This is a genomic window from Neopusillimonas aromaticivorans (genome assembly GCF_030344915.1).
Lineage (GTDB): Bacteria > Pseudomonadota > Gammaproteobacteria > Burkholderiales > Burkholderiaceae_B > Neopusillimonas > Neopusillimonas aromaticivorans.
This window is the reverse complement of sequence record NZ_CP128233.1, coordinates 885,972-903,642: the sequence shown is the minus strand read 5'-3', so window position 1 is coordinate 903,642 and position 17,671 is coordinate 885,972. Positions and strand designations below refer to the sequence as shown.

9 protein-coding genes and 7 pseudogenes are annotated in these 17,671 nt (G+C 57.8%); 7 read left to right on the top strand and 9 right to left on the bottom strand.

The genetic code is table 11. The features are described from left to right. Positions 1-3: 3 nt before the first annotated feature. Positions 4-1,887: a penicillin-binding protein 2 gene (mrdA, locus tag N7E01_RS04770; protein WP_289174805.1), complete on the top strand. Its 1,884-nt coding sequence runs from the start codon at positions 4-6 to the stop codon at positions 1,885-1,887. Beyond that, the gene (gene rodA / locus N7E01_RS04765; protein ID WP_289174804.1) at positions 1,884-3,020 is read left to right on the top strand and encodes a rod shape-determining protein RodA; all 1,137 of its coding nucleotides are present in this window, start codon (positions 1,884-1,886) and stop codon (positions 3,018-3,020) included. Before mrdA ends, rodA begins: the two co-directional genes overlap by 4 nt. Here rodA and mutY read toward each other — a convergent pair. The 3 genes and pseudogenes from mutY to N7E01_RS04750 all read right to left on the bottom strand — a co-directional run bounded on the left by mutY (position 3,017) and on the right by N7E01_RS04750 (position 5,741). Then, positions 3,017-4,160 (bottom strand): annotated as a pseudogene (gene mutY / locus N7E01_RS04760) (A/G-specific adenine glycosylase). The gene rodA and the pseudogene mutY overlap by 4 nt on opposite strands. 6 nt (positions 4,161-4,166) lie before the next feature. Continuing rightward, complete coding sequence (locus N7E01_RS04755; protein WP_289174803.1) at positions 4,167-5,075, bottom strand: cell division protein FtsX; 909 nt, start codon at positions 5,073-5,075, stop codon at positions 4,167-4,169. After that, positions 5,072-5,741, bottom strand: a pseudogene (locus N7E01_RS04750) (cell division ATP-binding protein FtsE). Before N7E01_RS04750 ends, N7E01_RS04755 begins: the two are co-directional and overlap by 4 nt. A 119-nt stretch (positions 5,742-5,860) precedes the next feature. Between N7E01_RS04750 and N7E01_RS04745 the strand changes: the two are divergent. The 3 genes and pseudogenes from N7E01_RS04745 to N7E01_RS04735 all read left to right on the top strand — a co-directional run bounded on the left by N7E01_RS04745 (position 5,861) and on the right by N7E01_RS04735 (position 8,674). After that, positions 5,861-6,862: pseudogene (locus N7E01_RS04745) on the top strand (amino acid ABC transporter permease). Then, positions 6,859-7,917, top strand: a complete 1,059-nt coding sequence (locus N7E01_RS04740; RefSeq protein ID WP_289174802.1) for an amino acid ABC transporter permease — start codon at positions 6,859-6,861, stop codon at positions 7,915-7,917. Before N7E01_RS04745 ends, N7E01_RS04740 begins: the two are co-directional and overlap by 4 nt. Before the next feature lie 85 nt (positions 7,918-8,002). Continuing rightward, positions 8,003-8,674, top strand: a complete 672-nt coding sequence (locus N7E01_RS04735) for a YiaD family glycine zipper/OmpA-like lipoprotein (protein WP_434089554.1) — start codon at positions 8,003-8,005, stop codon at positions 8,672-8,674. Positions 8,675-8,748: 74 nt separating this feature from the next. Here N7E01_RS04735 and N7E01_RS04730 read toward each other — a convergent pair. The 3 pseudogenes from N7E01_RS04730 to N7E01_RS04720 form a co-directional block, all read right to left on the bottom strand. Further along, positions 8,749-10,199: pseudogene (locus N7E01_RS04730) on the bottom strand (aldehyde dehydrogenase). 80 nt (positions 10,200-10,279) lie between these two features. Further along, a pseudogene (locus tag N7E01_RS04725) lies at positions 10,280-11,738 on the bottom strand (sensor domain-containing diguanylate cyclase). Positions 11,739-11,847: 109 nt separating this feature from the next. After that, positions 11,848-13,019 (bottom strand): annotated as a pseudogene (locus tag N7E01_RS04720) (ABC transporter substrate-binding protein). A 309-nt stretch (positions 13,020-13,328) separates the two neighbouring features. Between N7E01_RS04720 and N7E01_RS04715 the strand changes: the two are divergent. Both N7E01_RS04715 and N7E01_RS04710 read left to right on the top strand, forming a co-directional pair. Next, positions 13,329-14,105, top strand: coding sequence for a cyclase family protein (locus N7E01_RS04715; protein WP_289174801.1), 777 nt, complete (start codon positions 13,329-13,331; stop codon positions 14,103-14,105). A 9-nt stretch (positions 14,106-14,114) separates the two neighbouring features. After that, a pseudogene (locus N7E01_RS04710) lies at positions 14,115-15,697 on the top strand (phytoene desaturase family protein). An 85-nt stretch (positions 15,698-15,782) separates the two neighbouring features. Here N7E01_RS04710 and N7E01_RS04705 read toward each other — a convergent pair. From N7E01_RS04705 to N7E01_RS04695, 3 genes are all read right to left on the bottom strand, one after another. Next, positions 15,783-16,424 carry a 3'-5' exonuclease gene (locus tag N7E01_RS04705; RefSeq protein ID WP_289174800.1) on the bottom strand — a complete coding sequence of 214 codons (642 nt, stop codon included), beginning with the start codon at positions 16,422-16,424 and terminating at the stop codon, positions 15,783-15,785. Then, on the bottom strand, positions 16,373-16,873 hold the full coding sequence (locus N7E01_RS04700; RefSeq protein ID WP_289174799.1) for a hypothetical protein: 501 nt from the start codon (positions 16,871-16,873) through the stop codon (positions 16,373-16,375). Before N7E01_RS04700 ends, N7E01_RS04705 begins: the two co-directional genes overlap by 52 nt. A gap of 223 nt (positions 16,874-17,096) precedes the next feature. Beyond that, entirely contained in the window at positions 17,097-17,402 is a 306-nt protein-coding gene (locus tag N7E01_RS04695) for a hypothetical protein (RefSeq protein ID WP_289174798.1), read from the bottom strand. Between the last annotated feature and the right edge of the window lie 269 nt (positions 17,403-17,671).

Genomic DNA, 17,671 nt, shown 5'->3' with positions numbered 1-17,671 from the left:
GGTATGTTCGAATTCAAAAAGACTTCCAAGGCCCAGAAACGCAAAATATTGGTGCGTGCCATTGTGGCTGCGTCGTTCGTGCTGGTGTGCTTCGGCTTGCTTGCGGCCCGGCTTTGGTATTTGCAGGTTGTGCGTTTTGAAGGGTTTTCCGCCAGGGCCGAGGCCAACCGGATCACCGTCATGCCGATTCCTCCGCGCCGTGGTGAAATCGTTGACCGTAATGGTGTGGTGCTGGCACGCAACTACCGCGATTACACCCTGGTCGTGACACCGGCCAAGGTCAAAAACATTGAACAGTTACTCGACGACATTTCCGAGCTGGTTTATCTGGGGCCAACCCAGCGCAAGCGTTTTTTGCAGCAAGTGCAGCAAAGCAGTCGCTATACCCAGATTCCCCTGCGCAACAATCTGAATGAAACCGAGGCGGCCTGGTTTGCCGCCAATGCGTATCGTTTTGAGGGTGTTGAACTGAGCGCCCGATGGGTGCGCGAATATCCCTACGGAAAGACGGCAGCCCATGTTATCGGTTATGTCGGCCGTATTTCCGAGGCCGACCTTGAACAACTCGAAGAAAGCGGTCAAACCGGCAATTACCGGGGGACATCGACGATTGGCAAGAAAGGGATCGAGAAAACCTGGGAGTCGGTGCTGCATGGCCAGACCGGTCTGGAAGAGGTCGAGGTGACGGCGACCGGTCGCCCGGTACGGACCTTGCACCGCATCGACCCGGTGCCGGGTTCTGATCTGGTCTTGTCGCTTGATATCGGTTTGCAGCAGATGGCCGAGCAAGAGTATGAAGGTCGACGGGGCGCTTTGGTGGCCATTGACCCTAAAAGCGGGGAGATTTTGGCCTTTGTGTCGGCGCCTTCATTCGACCCGAACCTGTTCATTGATGGTATTGACGTCGATAACTGGCGCGAACTGAACGAATCTCCGGACTTCCCGTTGTTGAACCGTCCGTTGTACAGCACGTATCCGATTGGTTCGACCTACAAACCGTTTGTTGCCCTTGCCGCGCTGGAAATGGGCTTGCGTACGCCATCGCAGCGCATATCAGACCCCGGGTTTTATGAGTTTGGCGGGCAGAAGTTCCGTAATGCCGGTTCGGTCGCTTATGGCCCGACCGACATGCACCGGGCGTTGGTGGTTTCGTCAGATACCTATTTTTATTCCCTGGGCCCTGAAATGGGGGTGAATGCCTTGCACGATTTCAGCAGCCAGTTTGGTTTCGGCCAGATCACCGGCATTGATCTGGATGGTGAAAAGAAAGGGATCTTGCCATCAACCGACTGGAAGCAGCGCGCATTCAAGAAGCCCGAGCAACAGCGCTGGTACGCCGGTGAAACGGTATCGGTGGCCGTGGGTCAGGGCTATAACGCCTTCACGTTGCTGCAGCTGGCCCAGGCAACTGCCGTACTGGCCAATGGCGGAACCTATATGCGTCCGCACCTTGTGGATATCGTGCGTAACGCGCAAACCGGCCTGCTTGAGCAAACAGTTACCGAACCCTCGCATGTGGTGCCGCTGAAACGGGCAAATGTCGATGTGATCAATCGGGCGCTGGTGGGGGTGGTAAACGAAGGGACGGCCCGGCGCGCATTTGCGGGGGCAAAGTATCAGGCCGCCGGCAAGACCGGGACGGCGCAGGTCTATAGCCTCAGGGGCGCCAAATACGATGCCAGTGCCGTTGATGAGCGGTTGCGTGACCACGCCTTGTTCATGGCGTATGCGCCGGCAGAAAACCCGAAAATTGCCCTGGCCCTGATCATCGAGAACGGTGGCTGGGGTTCCACCGCAGCAGCGCCGTTGGCCCGCAAGGTTTTTGACTATTGGCTGCGCGACTATGTGCCGCCTGCGCCGGTGTCGGCATCAGAGGGGCGGCCATGAGACGCCTGGGGCAGATTCTTGCACGCGTTTTCGGTGCCTTCGACTGGCCGCTGCTTCTGGTGCTGATGCTGATGGCCTTTATGGGCCTGCTCATCATGCACTCGGCGGTGGGTGATACCGACTGGCGTTTTGCGGATCAGGCGCGTAATTTCGTGCTGGCCTTCATTGCCTTGTGGGTTGTTGCCTTGACCCCGCCCAAGTGGTTGATGAAGCTGACTCCTCTGCTGTATGTATTTGGCGTCGTGCTATTGCTGGGGGTTGAGTTTTTTGGTGAAACCAGCAAAGGGGCCACCCGCTGGCTTGATTTGGGCATTGTGCGTATTCAGCCGTCAGAGATGCTGAAAATCACGGTGCCCATGATGCTGGCCTGGTATTTTCATCGCAACGAGGGCAAGTTTCGGCTTATTGATTTTTTCGTTGCGCTGGTTTTGTTGCTGATCCCGTTCATTCTGATCGTCAAGCAGCCCGATCTGGGTACGGCGTTGCTGGTTTTCATGTCCGGCTTTTTTGTCATCTATTTTGCCGGTTTGTCGTTCAAACTGTTGATTCCGCTGGTCCTGGCGGGTGTCGTTGGCCTGAGCACGCTGGTGTATTTTGAAACGGATATTTGCCAGCCTGGCGTTGACTGGGTGGTTTTGCACGAATACCAGAAGAATCGCGTCTGCACATTGCTTGACCCAGGTTCCGACCCCTTGGGCAAGGGGTTCCATACCATCCAGTCAATGATTGCGATCGGCTCCGGCGGGGTGTATGGCAAAGGCTATATGGAAGGGACACAGACCCATCTCGATTTCATTCCCGAGCGTACAACTGACTTTGTCTTCGCGGTATATGCCGAGGAGTTCGGCCTTTATGGCGGGATCCTTCTGCTGGTGTTGTACTTTTTGCTGATTGGTCGTGGTCTGGTCATCACAGCTGGCGCCACCACGCAGTTCGGTCGTTTGCTGGGCGGTGCCCTGGCTATGATGTTTTTTGTCTATGTGTTCGTGAACATCGGCATGGTCACCGGGATTTTGCCGGTGGTAGGGGTGCCCTTGCCGTTCATGAGTTACGGCGGGACGGCGTTGTTGACCCTTGGGGTGGCGTGTGGCTTGCTCATGAGCATCAGCAAACACCGTGGGGTGGTGCGTTAGTCGTTGAACAAGGGCAGGGTGGTCAGGCCATCCAGTATTTTTTTGACGGGTGCCGGAACCGCCAGGTCTGCCAGCCCCGATAGCGCAAACCATTGCTGCGTTGTGCGGGGTTCAGCCAGCGCGGTAGCGGTCGTGGTGGCGTGCCAGGGTGTGATATCAAGCTTGAAATGTGAAAACACATGTTGCAGCCCGGCCATGCGGCCCGACGGGCGCAGCGTGATGCCTTGATGGATGCACCATTGTTGCATGGCGTGTTCATCGTCAAACTGTGGCAGGCAAAGCAGGCCACCCCAGATTCCGCTGTCGCCACGCTGCTCAAGCAGCACGTTTGCGTCTCTTGTCAGCACCAGCATGTGGCAGCGGCGTTGTGGCTGTGTGGCCCGAGGTTTCGGCGTAGGCAACGTGTTCTGCAGGTTATGCGCTCTGGCGTGGCACCCGTTGCGCAGGGGCAGCCCCCGCATGAGGGATTTCGGCGTGCACAGGGCCCGACCCCAGATCCATCAGGCCCTGGGTGTAGGCCCGAATATCCAGTGTTTCAGGGGCAGCATCCAGCACGTCGTGGGCCAGTTCCCAGAGTTTTTTGTCAATCGCGCTGCTGCCAGGGTAGCCTTCGATGCCGAACCAGCGGGTAAACACACGCTTGACGTTGCCGTCCATGATCGGGGTGCGCACCTTCCATGAGAAAGCCGCAATGGCGCCCGCTGTTGATCGGCCAATGCCAGGCAGTTGCGCAATCAGTTCAGGGTCATGCGGGAATTCGCCGTTGTACTGCGTATAAACGGCTTGTGCACAGCGGTGCAGGTTGCGTGCACGTGCGTAGTAGCCCAGGCCGGCCCAGAACGGCATGACTTCGTCTTGGCGTGCGAGAGCCAGATCGCCGAGGGTCGGGAAACGGGCAAGAAAACGTTCGTAGTAACCTAAAACCGTGCTGACCTGGGTTTGTTGCAGCATGATTTCCGACAGCCAGACCCTGTAGGCATCGTGACTTTGCTGCCAGGGCAGGTGATGGCGGCCATGTGTTTTTTGCCAACGTACCACTGCGGTTGCGAAAGTGGCGGGAGTAACAGGATCAACAGAGCCACCAGATTCAACCGGGCTGGGCTTGCCCGTCAGGGCAAGGGATGGGGCATGTTCGTGCATGGTTGGCTAAAAGCGGGTGTTGCGTGTGACTGACCAGCGTGCCGACAAGGCCGCCAGCAGAGCGACCGCCACTATCGACCAGACCAGCCATAACCCATCGGGTAGTGACAGTTCGATGCGAGTCCCGTAGCTGGCGGCCAGATTGGCCAGCGCCCGGTTCAGTGGCTGCAGTGCGATCTGGGCAAGGGCGATGGCCAGCAGGCTGGCCAGTACGCCGGTCAGGGCGCCCAGGTATAAAAATGGACGACGCACGAATGATTCTGTAGCCCCGACCAGGCGCGCGACGGCGATTTCTTCACGCTGGGTAAGCGCCTGCATGCGTACGGTATTGAAAACCGTTGCCAGTACCACCAGCGCAACCCCGGCCGCCAGCATGCCCAAGCCAACGGTGACAAAGTCCAGAATGGCAGCAAGGCGCTGCACCCAGGCGGCATCGTGCTGGACGGTATGGACCTCGGGCAACGTGCCAAGGTCTTTGACCAGCGCGGCCGTGATGGCGGGCAGGTTTTCGACCTGGTTCAGGGTAACCAGCACGGCGTCGGGTAATGGGTTGTCGGGCAAAACCGACAGTGCGTCGGCCCAGTTCGGATTACGTTTGAGGCTGGCCATGGCTTCTTCACGGGTAACGATGCGTGCCGATGCAATGGCGTCGCCATGCCGTGTTTTCACAGCGGCGAGCACATCCTGGCTGGCGTTGCGCGTTGCGGCTGGTTTCATGAATACCGTGATTTCCGGCGAAATGGAGACCTCTTTTACGACCGGTTGCGCGGCTTTCAGGAAGCTGGCGCCCAGGATGGGCAGCGCCAGTGTCAGGGCAATGACCAACAGATTCGAGATGGATGAAAACGGATGCAGCCAGAGACGGCGTACGGCAACCAGAATGGCATAGCGGTGTTGTCTGAACCAGCGTTTCATGCGGCCACCCCGGCAAAATCGTTGAACCCGCCCTGAGTGATCTGCAGTGTGCGGTTGGCGTATTCGGCCATCAGTCGGGTGTCGTGCGAGGCAATAAGGGTGGTGACGCCAACCCGGTTGAAATCACGAAAGACATCCAGGATGCGTCGGGCGCTTTCGTGGTCGAGGTTGGCGGTGGGTTCGTCGGCAATCAGGATGGCCGGGCGATTCACAATGGCACGGGCAATGGCCAGGCGTTGTTGTTCACCCCCGACATTTCAATCGGGTTCAGGTCTTCTTTACCCGACAGCCCGACCTTTTCAAGCGCGGCACGCGCCCGCGAAACCGCTTGCCCGTGCTCCAGGCCAACCACGGTCAGCGGCAGCAGTACGTTATTGATCGCCGAGCGATCAAACAATAAATGGGCGTCCTGCAAAATGACGCCGACGGCGCGACGCAGGTAGGGCGCGCCCGCAGCGGCATTTTGTCGATACGCTGGTTCCTGACGGTGATGCTGCCGCGGCTGGGCGGTTCAAGCCCGCCAATGAGCTTGAGCAGGGTCGATTTGCCGGCACCGGAAGGCCCGGAGACAAAAACGAACTCACCCGCGTCGATGCGGAAATTGATGTCGGCCAATATGTTTCGACTGCGGCCGTAAGATTTGAAGACGTGCTGAAACTCGATCATGGCAACCAGCGAGAGGAAACCCGGTTAAATCGCCCGGATGGGCAACCCGGTTATTCTAAGTGATTATGATATGGTGCTTCGCGGCAAATTCAGCATCACCCGGATAATTTATGGCATTGATGTCCTCTCGTACCCGCCCGCTCAAGGCATTTCTTTCCTGGCATAACCCGCGCTTGCGGGGTTGGGTCTATCAGGCGTTATTGCTGGTGGCTGTCGGGCTGGTGGCCGCTTTCCTGGTGAGCAATGTCCTGAATAATCTGGCCGCGCGTAACATTGCCACGGGTTTCGGTTTTTTACACAATGAAGCGGGTTTCGCCATCAGTGAATCCGTAGTGGCCTACAGTGCTTCTGATACCTACGCACGGGCAATTGGCGTCGGTCTGCTCAATACCCTCAAAGTGGCGCTGACCGGTGTTGTACTGGCGACAGTGCTTGGGGGCCTCGTGGGCATGGCGCGGCTGGTCCGGAATCCTTTGGTCGCCACGCTCGCCCGCAGTTATATCGAGGTCATGCGTAATGTGCCGCTTTTGTTGCAACTGTTGTTCTGGTATGCCTTGATTACCGAGGCGGCGCCACCGGCTCGTCAAGCGGTCGAGCTGCTGCCAGGGTCTTTTTGTCAAACCGTGGCTTGATGCTGCCATGGTTTGATTGGCAGACGATGGCCTTGTCGATACCTGTGCTGCGCGGCTTCAATTTCTCCGGGGGTAACGATCAGCCCCGAGTTCCTGGCCCTGTTGGCTGGTCTGGTGTTGTATACCTCGGCGTTTGTGGCCGAAATTGTGCGTTCCGGCATTCAGTCGGTCGGACGCGGCCAATGGATGGCCGGATATGCGCTGGGGCTGTCAGACCGACAGGTCGTGCAGACGGTGGTATGGCCACAGGCACTGCGTGTCATGGTGCCCCCGATGACCAGCCAGTACCTGAATCTGACCAAAAACAGTTCACTGGCCGTTGCTGTGGGCTATCCCGATATTGTTTCGGTGGTGAACACCGCGATCAACCAGACCGGCCAAGCGATTGAAGGTGTGCTGGTGATCATGGCCGCTTACCTGACGGTCAGCCTTGCGATTGCCGCCCTTATGAATGGGTATAACCGCCGTATGGCGCTGGTGACTCGATGATGGAGGGGCTTGCCGGATCGTACAGGAGAAGCAAAGGCTGGGTGGCCGATCTGGTATCCAGCCCCTTGAATCTGGTTCTCACCGTGTTTGGCGCCGGTGTGCTGGCGTTGGCCGTGCCTCCGTTGCTTGACTGGTTATGGTTCGATGCCCGTTTCAGTGCCGACTCTTCCGCCGGGTGTCGTGAAACCGCAGGGGCGTGTTGGGCGGTCATTACCCATAAGTACCGTCTGATTCTGTTCGGTATTTATCCGCATGACGAACAGTGGCGACCGTTGCTGGCCAGTGTCCTGCTGGTTGCCCTGGTGGTTGTCAGTTGTGTGCGGGCCTTCTGGAAATCCTGGTTGGCACTGCTCTGGCTTGTGGTTCTGTCGCTCGTGGCCGTATTGATGTGGGGTGGGGTTGCCGGTTTGGTCTATGTGGAAAATCGTCTTTGGGGCGGTTTGCCCCTGACCCTGATTCTGGCGACATTCGGGATCGGGTTGGCATTCCCGCTGGGGGTGTTGCTGGCGTTGGGGCGCCGTAGCGACATGCCGGCAATTCGGGCGTTGTGTGTGGTGTACATCGAATTGATCCGTGGCGTACCCTTGATCAGCCTGTTGTTTCTGGCGTCTGTCATGTTGCCGTTATTCATGCCCGAAGGGCTGACCATCGACAAGTTGTTGCGTGTGCAGGTCGCCATCGTGTGTTTTGTGGCAGCGTACATTGCCGAAACGGTCAGGGGTGGCCTTCAGGCGATACCGTCTGGCCAATACCAAAGTGCCGATGCCTTGGGTTTGGGATATTGGCAAAAGATGGGGGCCATCATCTTGCCGCAAGCCTTGCGTACCGTAGTAGGGCCTTTAACCGGCATTTTTATCTCGTTGTTCAAAGACACGTCTTTGGTCGTCGTTGTCGGTATCTTCGACTTGACCCAGGCCGCTAAGACGGCGTTGGCTGATGCCCAGTGGCAAGGGTTCAGCACCGAGGTATACCTGTTTATCGCGGCGATTTATTTTGTGTTTTGCTTTGCCATGTCGCGCTACAGCCATTCGCTGGAAAGCGATTGGGCGCGGTGATGAATAAAAATGTAACAGTAACGCGATGTGATGCTTGCTAGTATGGAAGATGATCAGGACCTTTTGTCCTTACCCGGAGAGAAAAATGAACAGATCAATGCGTCTTAACCGCGCGATTGCGGGTGTGGGTATTGCAGCCTTGCTGACGGGGTGTGCTGCCGTGAATGACACGATGGGGGGCATGAGCCAGGGTGGGCGAACGGCCGTGGGTGCGGGGGCGGGTGCAGCGATTGGCGCCGGGTTGGGTGCCATCATTGCTGACAGCAGCAAGGGTGCGCTTATCGGCGCAGGTATTGGCGCTGTTGCCGGGGCTATTGCCGGGTTCAACTGGTCGGGCGTGAAAAGTGACATGCAGCAGTCCGGTGCCAGCAGTCTGGGGCTTGATGTCATCGAAATGCCTGACGGTTCCCTCAAGGTGCTGATTCCAAGTCATGTGTCGTTCGATACGGGCAAGTATGCGCTCAAGCCCGAATTGCTGCCGGTTCTCGACAGCGTGGCACGTGCCCTGGCACAGCACCCCGAATTACGTGCCAAGGCCATAGGCTATACCGACAGCACCGGAACGGCACAGGTCAACCAGCGTTTGTCATTGAATCGTGCGCAGGCGGTTACCGGCTACATTGCTGGCCGAGGCATTGCCCAGGGCCGCCTGATGTCGGAAGGGCTTGGGCCCAGTAACCCGATTGGCGATAATGCTACCGCAGCAGGTCGTGCATTGAATCGCCGTGTCGAGTTGTTCTTGTACGCGGTTCGTTGATAAAGCCGTAAATTGGCCGGCAATTTTGCCGGCCAATTTACGGGACGCCCGGTGCGCTTACCGGGTCTTGACGATCAGAACGGGTAATGACGCGGCAGCGTTTGCAGGGTTACCCAGCGCAGTTCAGTAAAGGCCTCGATGCCGGCCTTGCCACCGAAGCGACCGATACCGCTGTCTTTGACGCCACCGAAGGGCATCTGGGCTTCGTCGTGAACAGTGGGCCCATTGATATGGCAAATACCCGACTGGATACGCGATGCCACTTGCCAGGCCCGCGCCACATCCTTGCCGAATACCGCTGAAGACAAGCCATATTCGCTGTCATTGGCCACACGGATGGCTTCGTCAACACCGTCAACCCGCACGATGCCTTTGACCGGCCCGAATGACTCTTCGCTGTAGATCTTCATGTCGGGGGTGACGTTGTCGATCAGGGTGGCGGGGATCAGGGTGTCGGTGGCCTTGCCGCCGCACAACAGTTTGCCGCCCTTGGCCAGTGCGTCGTCAATCATGTCGTTGCAGCGGGCAACGGTGGACATATCAACTACCGACCCCAGCACGACAGGGCCTTTGCGGGGGTCGCCCAGCGGCAGATTACGCGCTTTTTCAGTCAGTTTGGCGACGAACTCGTCAGCGATGGCGTTGTCGACAATAATGCGTTCGGTTGACATGCAGATCTGGCCTGAGTTGGCAAAGGCGCCGAAAGCCGCACCGTTGACGGCATCATCAATGTCGGCGTCATCAAGCACCACTAACGGGGCTTTGCCGCCCAGTTCGAGAACCACGGGTTTGAGGTGCCTGGCGCAGGCCATGGCGATGATTCTGCCGACACGGGTTGACCCGGTGAAGTTGACACGGCGCACGGCCGGATGGGCGATCATGGCTTCAACAATGGGGCCGGCGTCTGCGGGGGCGTTGGTGACGAAATTGACAACGCCTTCAGGCAGGCCGGCTTCCTGCAGGGCTTCGATAATCAGGCCGTGGGTGGCCGGACACAGTTCCGACCCCTTCATGACGACGGTATTGCCGCAGGCCAACGGTACGGCAATGGCGCGTGTGCCCAGAATGACAGGCGCATTCCAGGGGCCATGCCCAGCACAACGCCGGCAGGTTGACGTACCGCCATGGCCAGATTGCCGGGCACATCGGAGGGAATGATTTCGCCATTGATCTGGGTGGTGAGTGCAGCGGCTTCAACCAGCATATTGGCGGCCAGGTGGACATTGAACCCCGCCCACATGGCAGAGGCGCCGGTTTCTTCAGCCACGGCCTTGATGAAATCGTCGGCACGTGCTTCTAACGATTGCGCGGCTTTCAGCAGCAGGCCACGGCGCTCGCCGGGCCCCATGGTCGCCCATGCCGGAAAGGCTTTGGATGCGGCTTCGACGGCCGCAATTGCGTCTTCAACGGTTGCAGCCGGGGCGGTGGTGGCGACACTGCCATCGAGCGGGTTTTTACGCTCGAAGGTTGCGCCATTGCTGGCGGAGACCTTCTTGCCGTTGATCAACATTGAAATGGTAGTCATGGACATGCTCCGGAAGAGAGAGTGAAACAGGTGGGTATGAGGCGGTTTGAGGTCGCACCCACCCTTTTGCAGCGCCGGGATCAGGCGTTCTGTTCGTAGAACTGGCGTTTATTATCGTACATCTGCCGATCAGCCTCCCGGATGGCTTCTTCGATGCGTTCGCCTTTCTGGCAGGTGGCCCAGCCCACGGCCATTTGCAGGGCAGGCCCTGCGTAGAACTGATTGTTCAGTTCGGTGACCTTGACCAGGTTGGCCAGCAAGAGCTCGCGTGCATCGTCAGTGGCCCCCGGCATCAGTACGGCAAACTCGTCACCCCCGATGCGCATGGCAGAGCAATTCTTGCCCGTTGCCTGCTGCAAGACTTCACCGGTACGGCGTAACAGGTCGTCGCCGGCACCGTGGCCGTGGATATCGTTGACTTCTTTGAGGTTGTTCAGGTCGATCATGATGACGGTGACCGGGAAGGGCCCTTTTCGTTCCAACCGGGTCAGTTCATCAACGTAGAAGGCACGGTTTTTCAGTTTGGTGAGCACATCATGTTTGCCAAGGTATTCGAGGTAGGCCTCGGCTTTTTTGCGGGCCGTGATATCGGTCAGCGCAAGCAAGACCTTGCCCCATGTTTTTTCGTAGCCTGCAAAGACAGAAAACTGCAGATGGATGTTCAGGGGGTGCCGTCCAGCCCGTGATTCAGGACTTCGCGCTGCAAAAACAGGCGGCCTTCCCATAAGTCGATGAGCTGCTCGCGAAAGTGAGGCAACATTTCTTCGCGGAAGACATCTGGCAGGTTCGAGAGCAGTTCTTCCTTGCTTTTGGCCTTGAACATTTCGAGGGTGTAACGGTTGACGTCGATAACCCGGATCTCGGCCATGCAGCGTTCGACAAATTCGGGATGAACGTCGGTGAAGGTACGAAAGTCAGTAATGCCCTGGTGACGTACTTCATCCAGCAACGACTTTATTTTTGAAAAGTCTTCGACCCAGAGCGAAACCGGGGCGTACTCGAAGATACCGGTCGCGTAGCGCTCTTGTTGCGCCACTTTTGCGTGGGCTTGTTCAAGTTCGGTGATGTCGTCCAGCGAAACCAGAACGCGATCCCAACGCTTCTCGTGATCGGGCAGGACAACCGCCTTGATCAGGACATCAAGCCGCTCACCGTCCAGGGTGTAATTGACGCTTTTGCTTTCGAAACGTTCGTTGCCTAGCCAAAGCTGCTCAAGCTCTTCGATGTGGGCCTCGAGCATGTCGTCACGCAGGACTTCGCCCAGGCGGGTGGCCAGTTCATCATGTGACCCGGCCTTCAGCAAATCAAGGGTCTTCTGGTTAACACGTAAAACCTTGATGCAGGCTGAGCATGCCGCAACCCGTGTAATGTCGTCTTCGAGCCATTCACGCAAATGGGTGACCCCTCGGCCCGCCATTGGGCAAACAGTTCGAACAGGGCGCTGTAGTCCTCAAGCCAAAGGGAATTGGGCATGATCTCAAAGAAATCGGCCAGGTTCGTACCCCAGGTGTTGGTACCGGTGGAGCTTCCAGGTTGCATGACAGGTTTCCGTAAAGGCGCGGCAACGGTGCGGCGAATCAGATGTAAATCATATGCTAACCAATAAAAACAGGCCCCGTGAAGGGCCTGCAGGAAACTGCTGTCGTACTTAGTTGACGCCGGGGTCTTTGAACTTCTCGATGGTGTCGAACTCTATGTTGTAGATCTGGCCATCGGCAAGGCGTTCTGACTTGCGAATATAAACGTTTTGCACGATGTCGCGGGTTTCAGGGTCGATGCTGACCGGGCCGCGCGGGCTGACCCATTCCATGCCTTTCATGGCCGCCAGAAGCTGGTCACCTGTCGCGTTGGGGCCGGCTTTTTCAGGGCTTCATAGATCAGGTGCATGCCGTCGTAACCGCCAATCGACATGAAGTTGGGCCGCATGCTGTTGTTGGTCAATTTTTTGAAGGCTTCGACGTAGGCCTTGTTTTCGGCAGAGTCGTGTGCTGCCGAATAGTGCTGCGAAGTGATGATGCCAACGGCTTCGTCGCCCATCGAAGGCAGCAGATCGTCGTCGAGGACGTCGCCGGTACCGATCAGTTTGATGCCTTCACCGGCGAGGTTGCGCTCGGTGAACTGTTTCATGAGGGTTGAGCCCTGGCCCGAGGGAACGAAAATGAACATCGCGTCGGGTTTCAGGTCGCGCACACGCTGCAGGAACGGTGAAAAGTCGGAGTTCTGCATGGGGACACGCAACGAGGCCAGTACTTTGCCACCGTTTTCACTGAAAGTTTTGACGAAAACCTTTTCGGCATCATGACCTGGGCCGTAATCGGCAATCAGGGTGACGGCTGTTTTCATGCCGCCGTCTTTCGCAGCCCATTGGCCAATCGGAGCGGTGACCTGAGGCAGGGTCATGGACGTGCGTACGATGTACGGTGATTTTTCGACAATTGACGATGTGCCCGCTGCCATGACGACCATGGGCGTTTTGGACTGGGTGGCAATGGGCGCTGCAGCGAAGGCCAGCGGGGTCAGGCCGAAGCCGGCCAGTGCGCCGACCTTGTCTTGTACGACCAGTTCCTGGGCAATGCGCTTGGTGGCTTCAGGCTGTACGCCGCCGTCATCTTTGACAATCAGTTCGATTTTACGGCCAGCCACTTCGTTGCCATGCTGCTCCATGTAAAGACGGGCGGCTGCTTCAACTTGCTTGCCGGTCGAAGCAAAAGGACCGGTCATGGGGATGATCAGCCCGATCTTGAAGGGCTCAGCAGCCTGACTGACCGTGGCGGTCATCAGGCAGGCAGCGGCCAAGGCCGCTTTCACGAATTTTTTCATTGTCTTCTCCTGGGAGTGGGTTATTGCTCTTGAACCGGACACTGCCACACTATGGGACCATAGTTTCGGGTGTCTGGCTACAGGAATAAATCTTGATGACGGCTTCAGCCTTATGGTTAAGTGTACTGAATGTCGACACACATCGATTGTTACTGATTTGCGAAACGACTGCAAGCCCCTGATCGGGACGGCTGATACCGTTTTTTGCGTGTGTTCGGGTAAATCAGGAGCAATATTGGTTGAAATCTCAAACAAGTCGTGCAAAATAGCGAATTCGAGATAATTTAGGTTTCAACTAAAGGAGATTCCATGAGCGCTGCTAACCCGTTTGCCCAGCTGGCCGCTGGCAATTTCAAGGTCGTAGACTTGACGCACACCCTGTCACCCGACTTTCCCCCGCTGCAATTGCCGCCCCAGTTCGGTCAGGTGGCCTCTTTCAAAATGGAAACCATTTCCCAGTACGACGACAAAGGTCCGGCCTGGTACTGGAACAACTTTACCTGTGGCGAGCACACCGGTACTCACTTTGACGCGCCTGCGCACTGGGTCACCGGCAAAGATTTTCCTCAGAACACGGTCGACACGATTGACCCGAAAAACTTTATTGCTCCCGCAGTTGTCGTTGATGCAACGGCCGAAGTAGCGGCCAACGAAGACTGGATCCTGACGGTCGAATTCCTGCAAAAATGGGAAGAAAAGAACGGTCGCATCCCCGCAGGCAACTGGGTACTGTTCCGTACGGGCTGGTCCGATCGCCTGGCCAAAGACCCGGCTTCTTACGTCAACGTGCGTGAAGACGGTGCACACACACCGGGTCCTTCACAAGAAGCGGTTGAATGGCTGATCAAAGAGCGCGACGTGCATGGTTTTGGTGTTGAAACCATCAATACCGACGCCGGCCAATCCTATGCCTGGCCCATGCCTTACCCCTGCCACACCCTCATGCACGGTGCCAACAAGTACGGCCTGCAGTGCCTGACCAACCTTGATCAGTTGCCGGTTACCGGTGCGGTCATTGTTTCGGCACCCCTGAAGATCCAGCGTGGTTCAGGCAGCCCGCTGCGTGTTCTGGCGTTGGTCCCCTAAGGAGCGGTAATGAGCAACCAGGCCCAGGTTATTGTTATCGGGAGCGGCATGAACTCGTTGGCTTGCGCAGCACTGCTGGCCAAGCGAGGCAAGTCTGTTCTGGTACTCGAGCGCAACGACCGGGCCGGTGGTTGCATTCGTACCGAAACGCTGTTTCCGGGTTTTACCCACGAGGTCTTGTCCTCGTGGTACCCCCTGTTTACCGGGGTGGCGCCTACGCCGAACTTAAAGACGATCTCGCCTCTGTCGGTGTCGAGTTCGTCCAGAACGAATACACCACTGGTATCGTCATGCCCGATGGCCGCTCGCTGGCCCTCAAGCAGGACATTGCCGACAGTGTGCAGCGCATCAATGCCGTTGCGCCGGGTGATGGTGATGCCTTTGGCGCCATGGCCAACCAGTTGTTTGGTCAAGACGCCGCGCTGACGTTTGGCCTGTTGGGTAATTCGCCCTACAGTGTCAAGGTGATGCGTCTGTTGTTCTCTGAATGGCGCAAGCGCGGGCTGGATGGCCTGCTGCAGTTTGCGTCCGAATCCATCGAATCCTTCCGTCGCTGGGCCGATCGTGAACTCAAGTCCGATCTGACCAGCGCCATGATCAGCCCGTGGGTCTTGCACACGGGTCTTGGTCCTGATGAAGCCAGTTCCGCGCTGATCGGCAAGTTGACCTTTGCTGCGGTTGTGGCCGGCGGCATGCCGGTGGTCAAGGGCGGTGGCCAGCGCCTGGTCGAGGGGTTGCAAACCTTTATCGAACAGCGTGGCGGCAAGGTCCTGACCGGTGTCGATGTCGAGTCCGTCATTATCAATGGTTCACGCGCTACCGGCGTGGTGGCCAATGGGCAGACGTATCACGCGTCCCAGGCTGTGGTCTGCAATGTCACGCCGCCGCAACTGTATGGCCGTCTGTTGCCCAAGGCACCCGAGCCCGTACGCAAGCAGGCTCAAGGTTATCGCTTTGGCCGTGGCTGCATGCAGATTCACTTCGCGCTCGATGGTCTTGCGCCATGGCGTGACCCTGAACTGCTGAAAGTGCCGTTGGTTCACTTGACGGAAAGTATGGAAAATGTGGCGTTGTCTGTCGTTGAAGCCAACAACGGTTTGCTGCCTCGTTTCCCTACCGTGGCCATCGGCCAGCCTGTGGCGGTTGATCCCGGCCGTGCGCCCGAGGGGAAATGGATCCTGTGGCTGCAAATGCAGGAAATGCCATCGCGCCTCAAGGGTGATGCGGCGGGTGAAATTGAAGTGCCCGCCGACGGTCGCTGGAATGAGGCTGTGCGTGAAGCGCTGGCTGATCGTGTTCAGAAGCGTATTGAAACGGTTTTGCCAGGCTTGTCCGACATGATCATTGGCCGCAAGGCGTTCTCGCCTGGCGACCTTGAAGCCATGAACTGCAATCTGGTTGGCGGTGACCCGTATTCGGGCGTTTGCTCGCCTGACCAGTTTTTCTGGTTCCGTCCGTTTGCCAGCACGTCGGGTGCGCGGGCACATCGGACACCGTACAAAAACGTTTACCACATCGGTGCATCGACTCACCCCGGGCCTGGCCTTGGGGGCGGTTCGGGCCAGATCGTCGCTGACATGCTGACCAAATAAGTCGTCTGACGTGTTGTGCTTTCCGGGCCCTTCATGGGCCCGGATGCATTTTTGGCTTTGGTGACGACAATGACGGGATACGTGTTCACGTATTCAGATCTTTCAGCAGTTGCCGGTGTTGTCGGACTTCCGACAACACCGCACCGAACGTATCCAGTTGCCGTGCTTTCAGGGCAGGAATGATTTTCAGCAAGGCATCGGCAGTGGCAATGGCATCACCGATGGCCGTGTGACGGGCTTCTTCAGGTATGGTGATGCCCAGCCGGTGGGCCAGGGCATCCAGGCTGTGGCTTTCGGCCTCACCGTAAAGTACTGCCGATAACAAAACCGTATCCAGAATCGGGTGGTCGAACCTGCAGTTTGCCCGCGCTTCGTGCTTTTTCAGGAAGGCCATGTCGAAAGGGGCGTTATGGGCAACCAGTACGGCACCTTCGGCAAATTTGTGAAAACGCTGGATGGCATGGGGCGGGTCGGGGGCATCCTGAACCATGTCGTCGGTAATGCCGTGTACTTTGGTGCTGTTTGCCGGTATGGGGCGCTCGGGGTTGACCAGGGTGTCAAAGACTTCACTGTGAACCCGTTTGCCGTTGATGATCCGAACAGCGGCGATTTGTACGATTTCGTCACCTTGGCCGGGGTAAAGGCCGGTCGTTTCCGTGTCGAACACCACATAAGTCAGTTCGTCGAGCGGTGTGCACGACACTTCGGCATTGCCGGCCTTGGACAAAAGCTTGAAGTCGTAGACGACCGCCCGTGGAATGGACGGGGGCGTCGTTGGGCGATTCTTGCTTCACGGATATACAGCCGCAGGGCAGGTCGCAGGGGGCGGGTTGAATCAGGTTCAAGGTGGGCACCATGAATGGACAGTACGCCATGTACCGTCATGTCAGTCAGGCCGACATCCAGCGGAATATCGTACAGTCGGGCGAATTCTTCATCCGTCAGTGCACGACCTTCCCAGCTGAGTTCCAGCATGGCGCCCGCGCCATGAGCGGCGATATGCAGCTGCAAATCACCGTGCGGCAGGGGCAGGCGATTGATGAATGCTGTGATTAGCGCGACCAGTTGAAACCCGTCGCAGCGCAATATCAGCTCACTGCTGTGTATCGAAAGGGCCACCCCTTTGCTGCGCAGTGTGGCCTGCAGTGTAGAAGCCAGATCGGTCGCACGGATCATGGATAGCGGCCAGTCGCCCGGGCGGTCGATGTCGGGGCGAATGCTGTGTGTCGCCAGGTCACCGGTGACATCGCGCAGTGTCAGCAGGTAGCCAGGGTCGTATCGCCGCTAACCGTCTGGGTGGACGCGTTGGACAGTAATCGCATGCGGGCCGCCAGTACGCGTCCTTCCGCCAGTGTCGAGCACAGAATATCGGAGGCTGCATCGGGGTCGTTGGTTTCTTTCAGCCGCGCATAGGCGTGTTCAATCGGCGCGGCGTGCAGGTAATCGAAAACACGCCGGTTGAGCCCCGGGGCAATGCCGGTATCCAGCCCCCGAGCAGGCTGACGATCTGGCCGTTGTAGAACACCACCTGATGCTCGGCCGAGCAGAGCATCAAGCCAACCGGTACGTCTGAAAGCAGGCGTTCAAGCCGGTCCTTTTCCATGGACAATTGTGCGGTTTGACGGGCAACCGCCTGGTCGAGTGCGGTGCGGGTGTCGAGCAGTTGTTGCGCGACCTCGTGCGCCGCTGGCAACAGGTCAGACAAATAGGGGAGGTTCCCGGTTCGGGCAGGCTGGCCAGGTTGGCATGGCTGAGGGTGCGCAAGGTGCCGGCGAGCCGCAAGGCCGGTCGGGCGACATGCTCATCGATAATCAGCCAGGCCCAGGCGATAAGGGCAAAAATGACAAACCCCGCCAGTACGCCGCCAATGACGAGGGCATTCAGAATGTCGGGGCCGTTGGCCTTGTGATACCCGTAGTACAGACCGGCAGCCAATGCCAGCAGGCACCCTGTACCAAGGCTGATAAAAAGCCG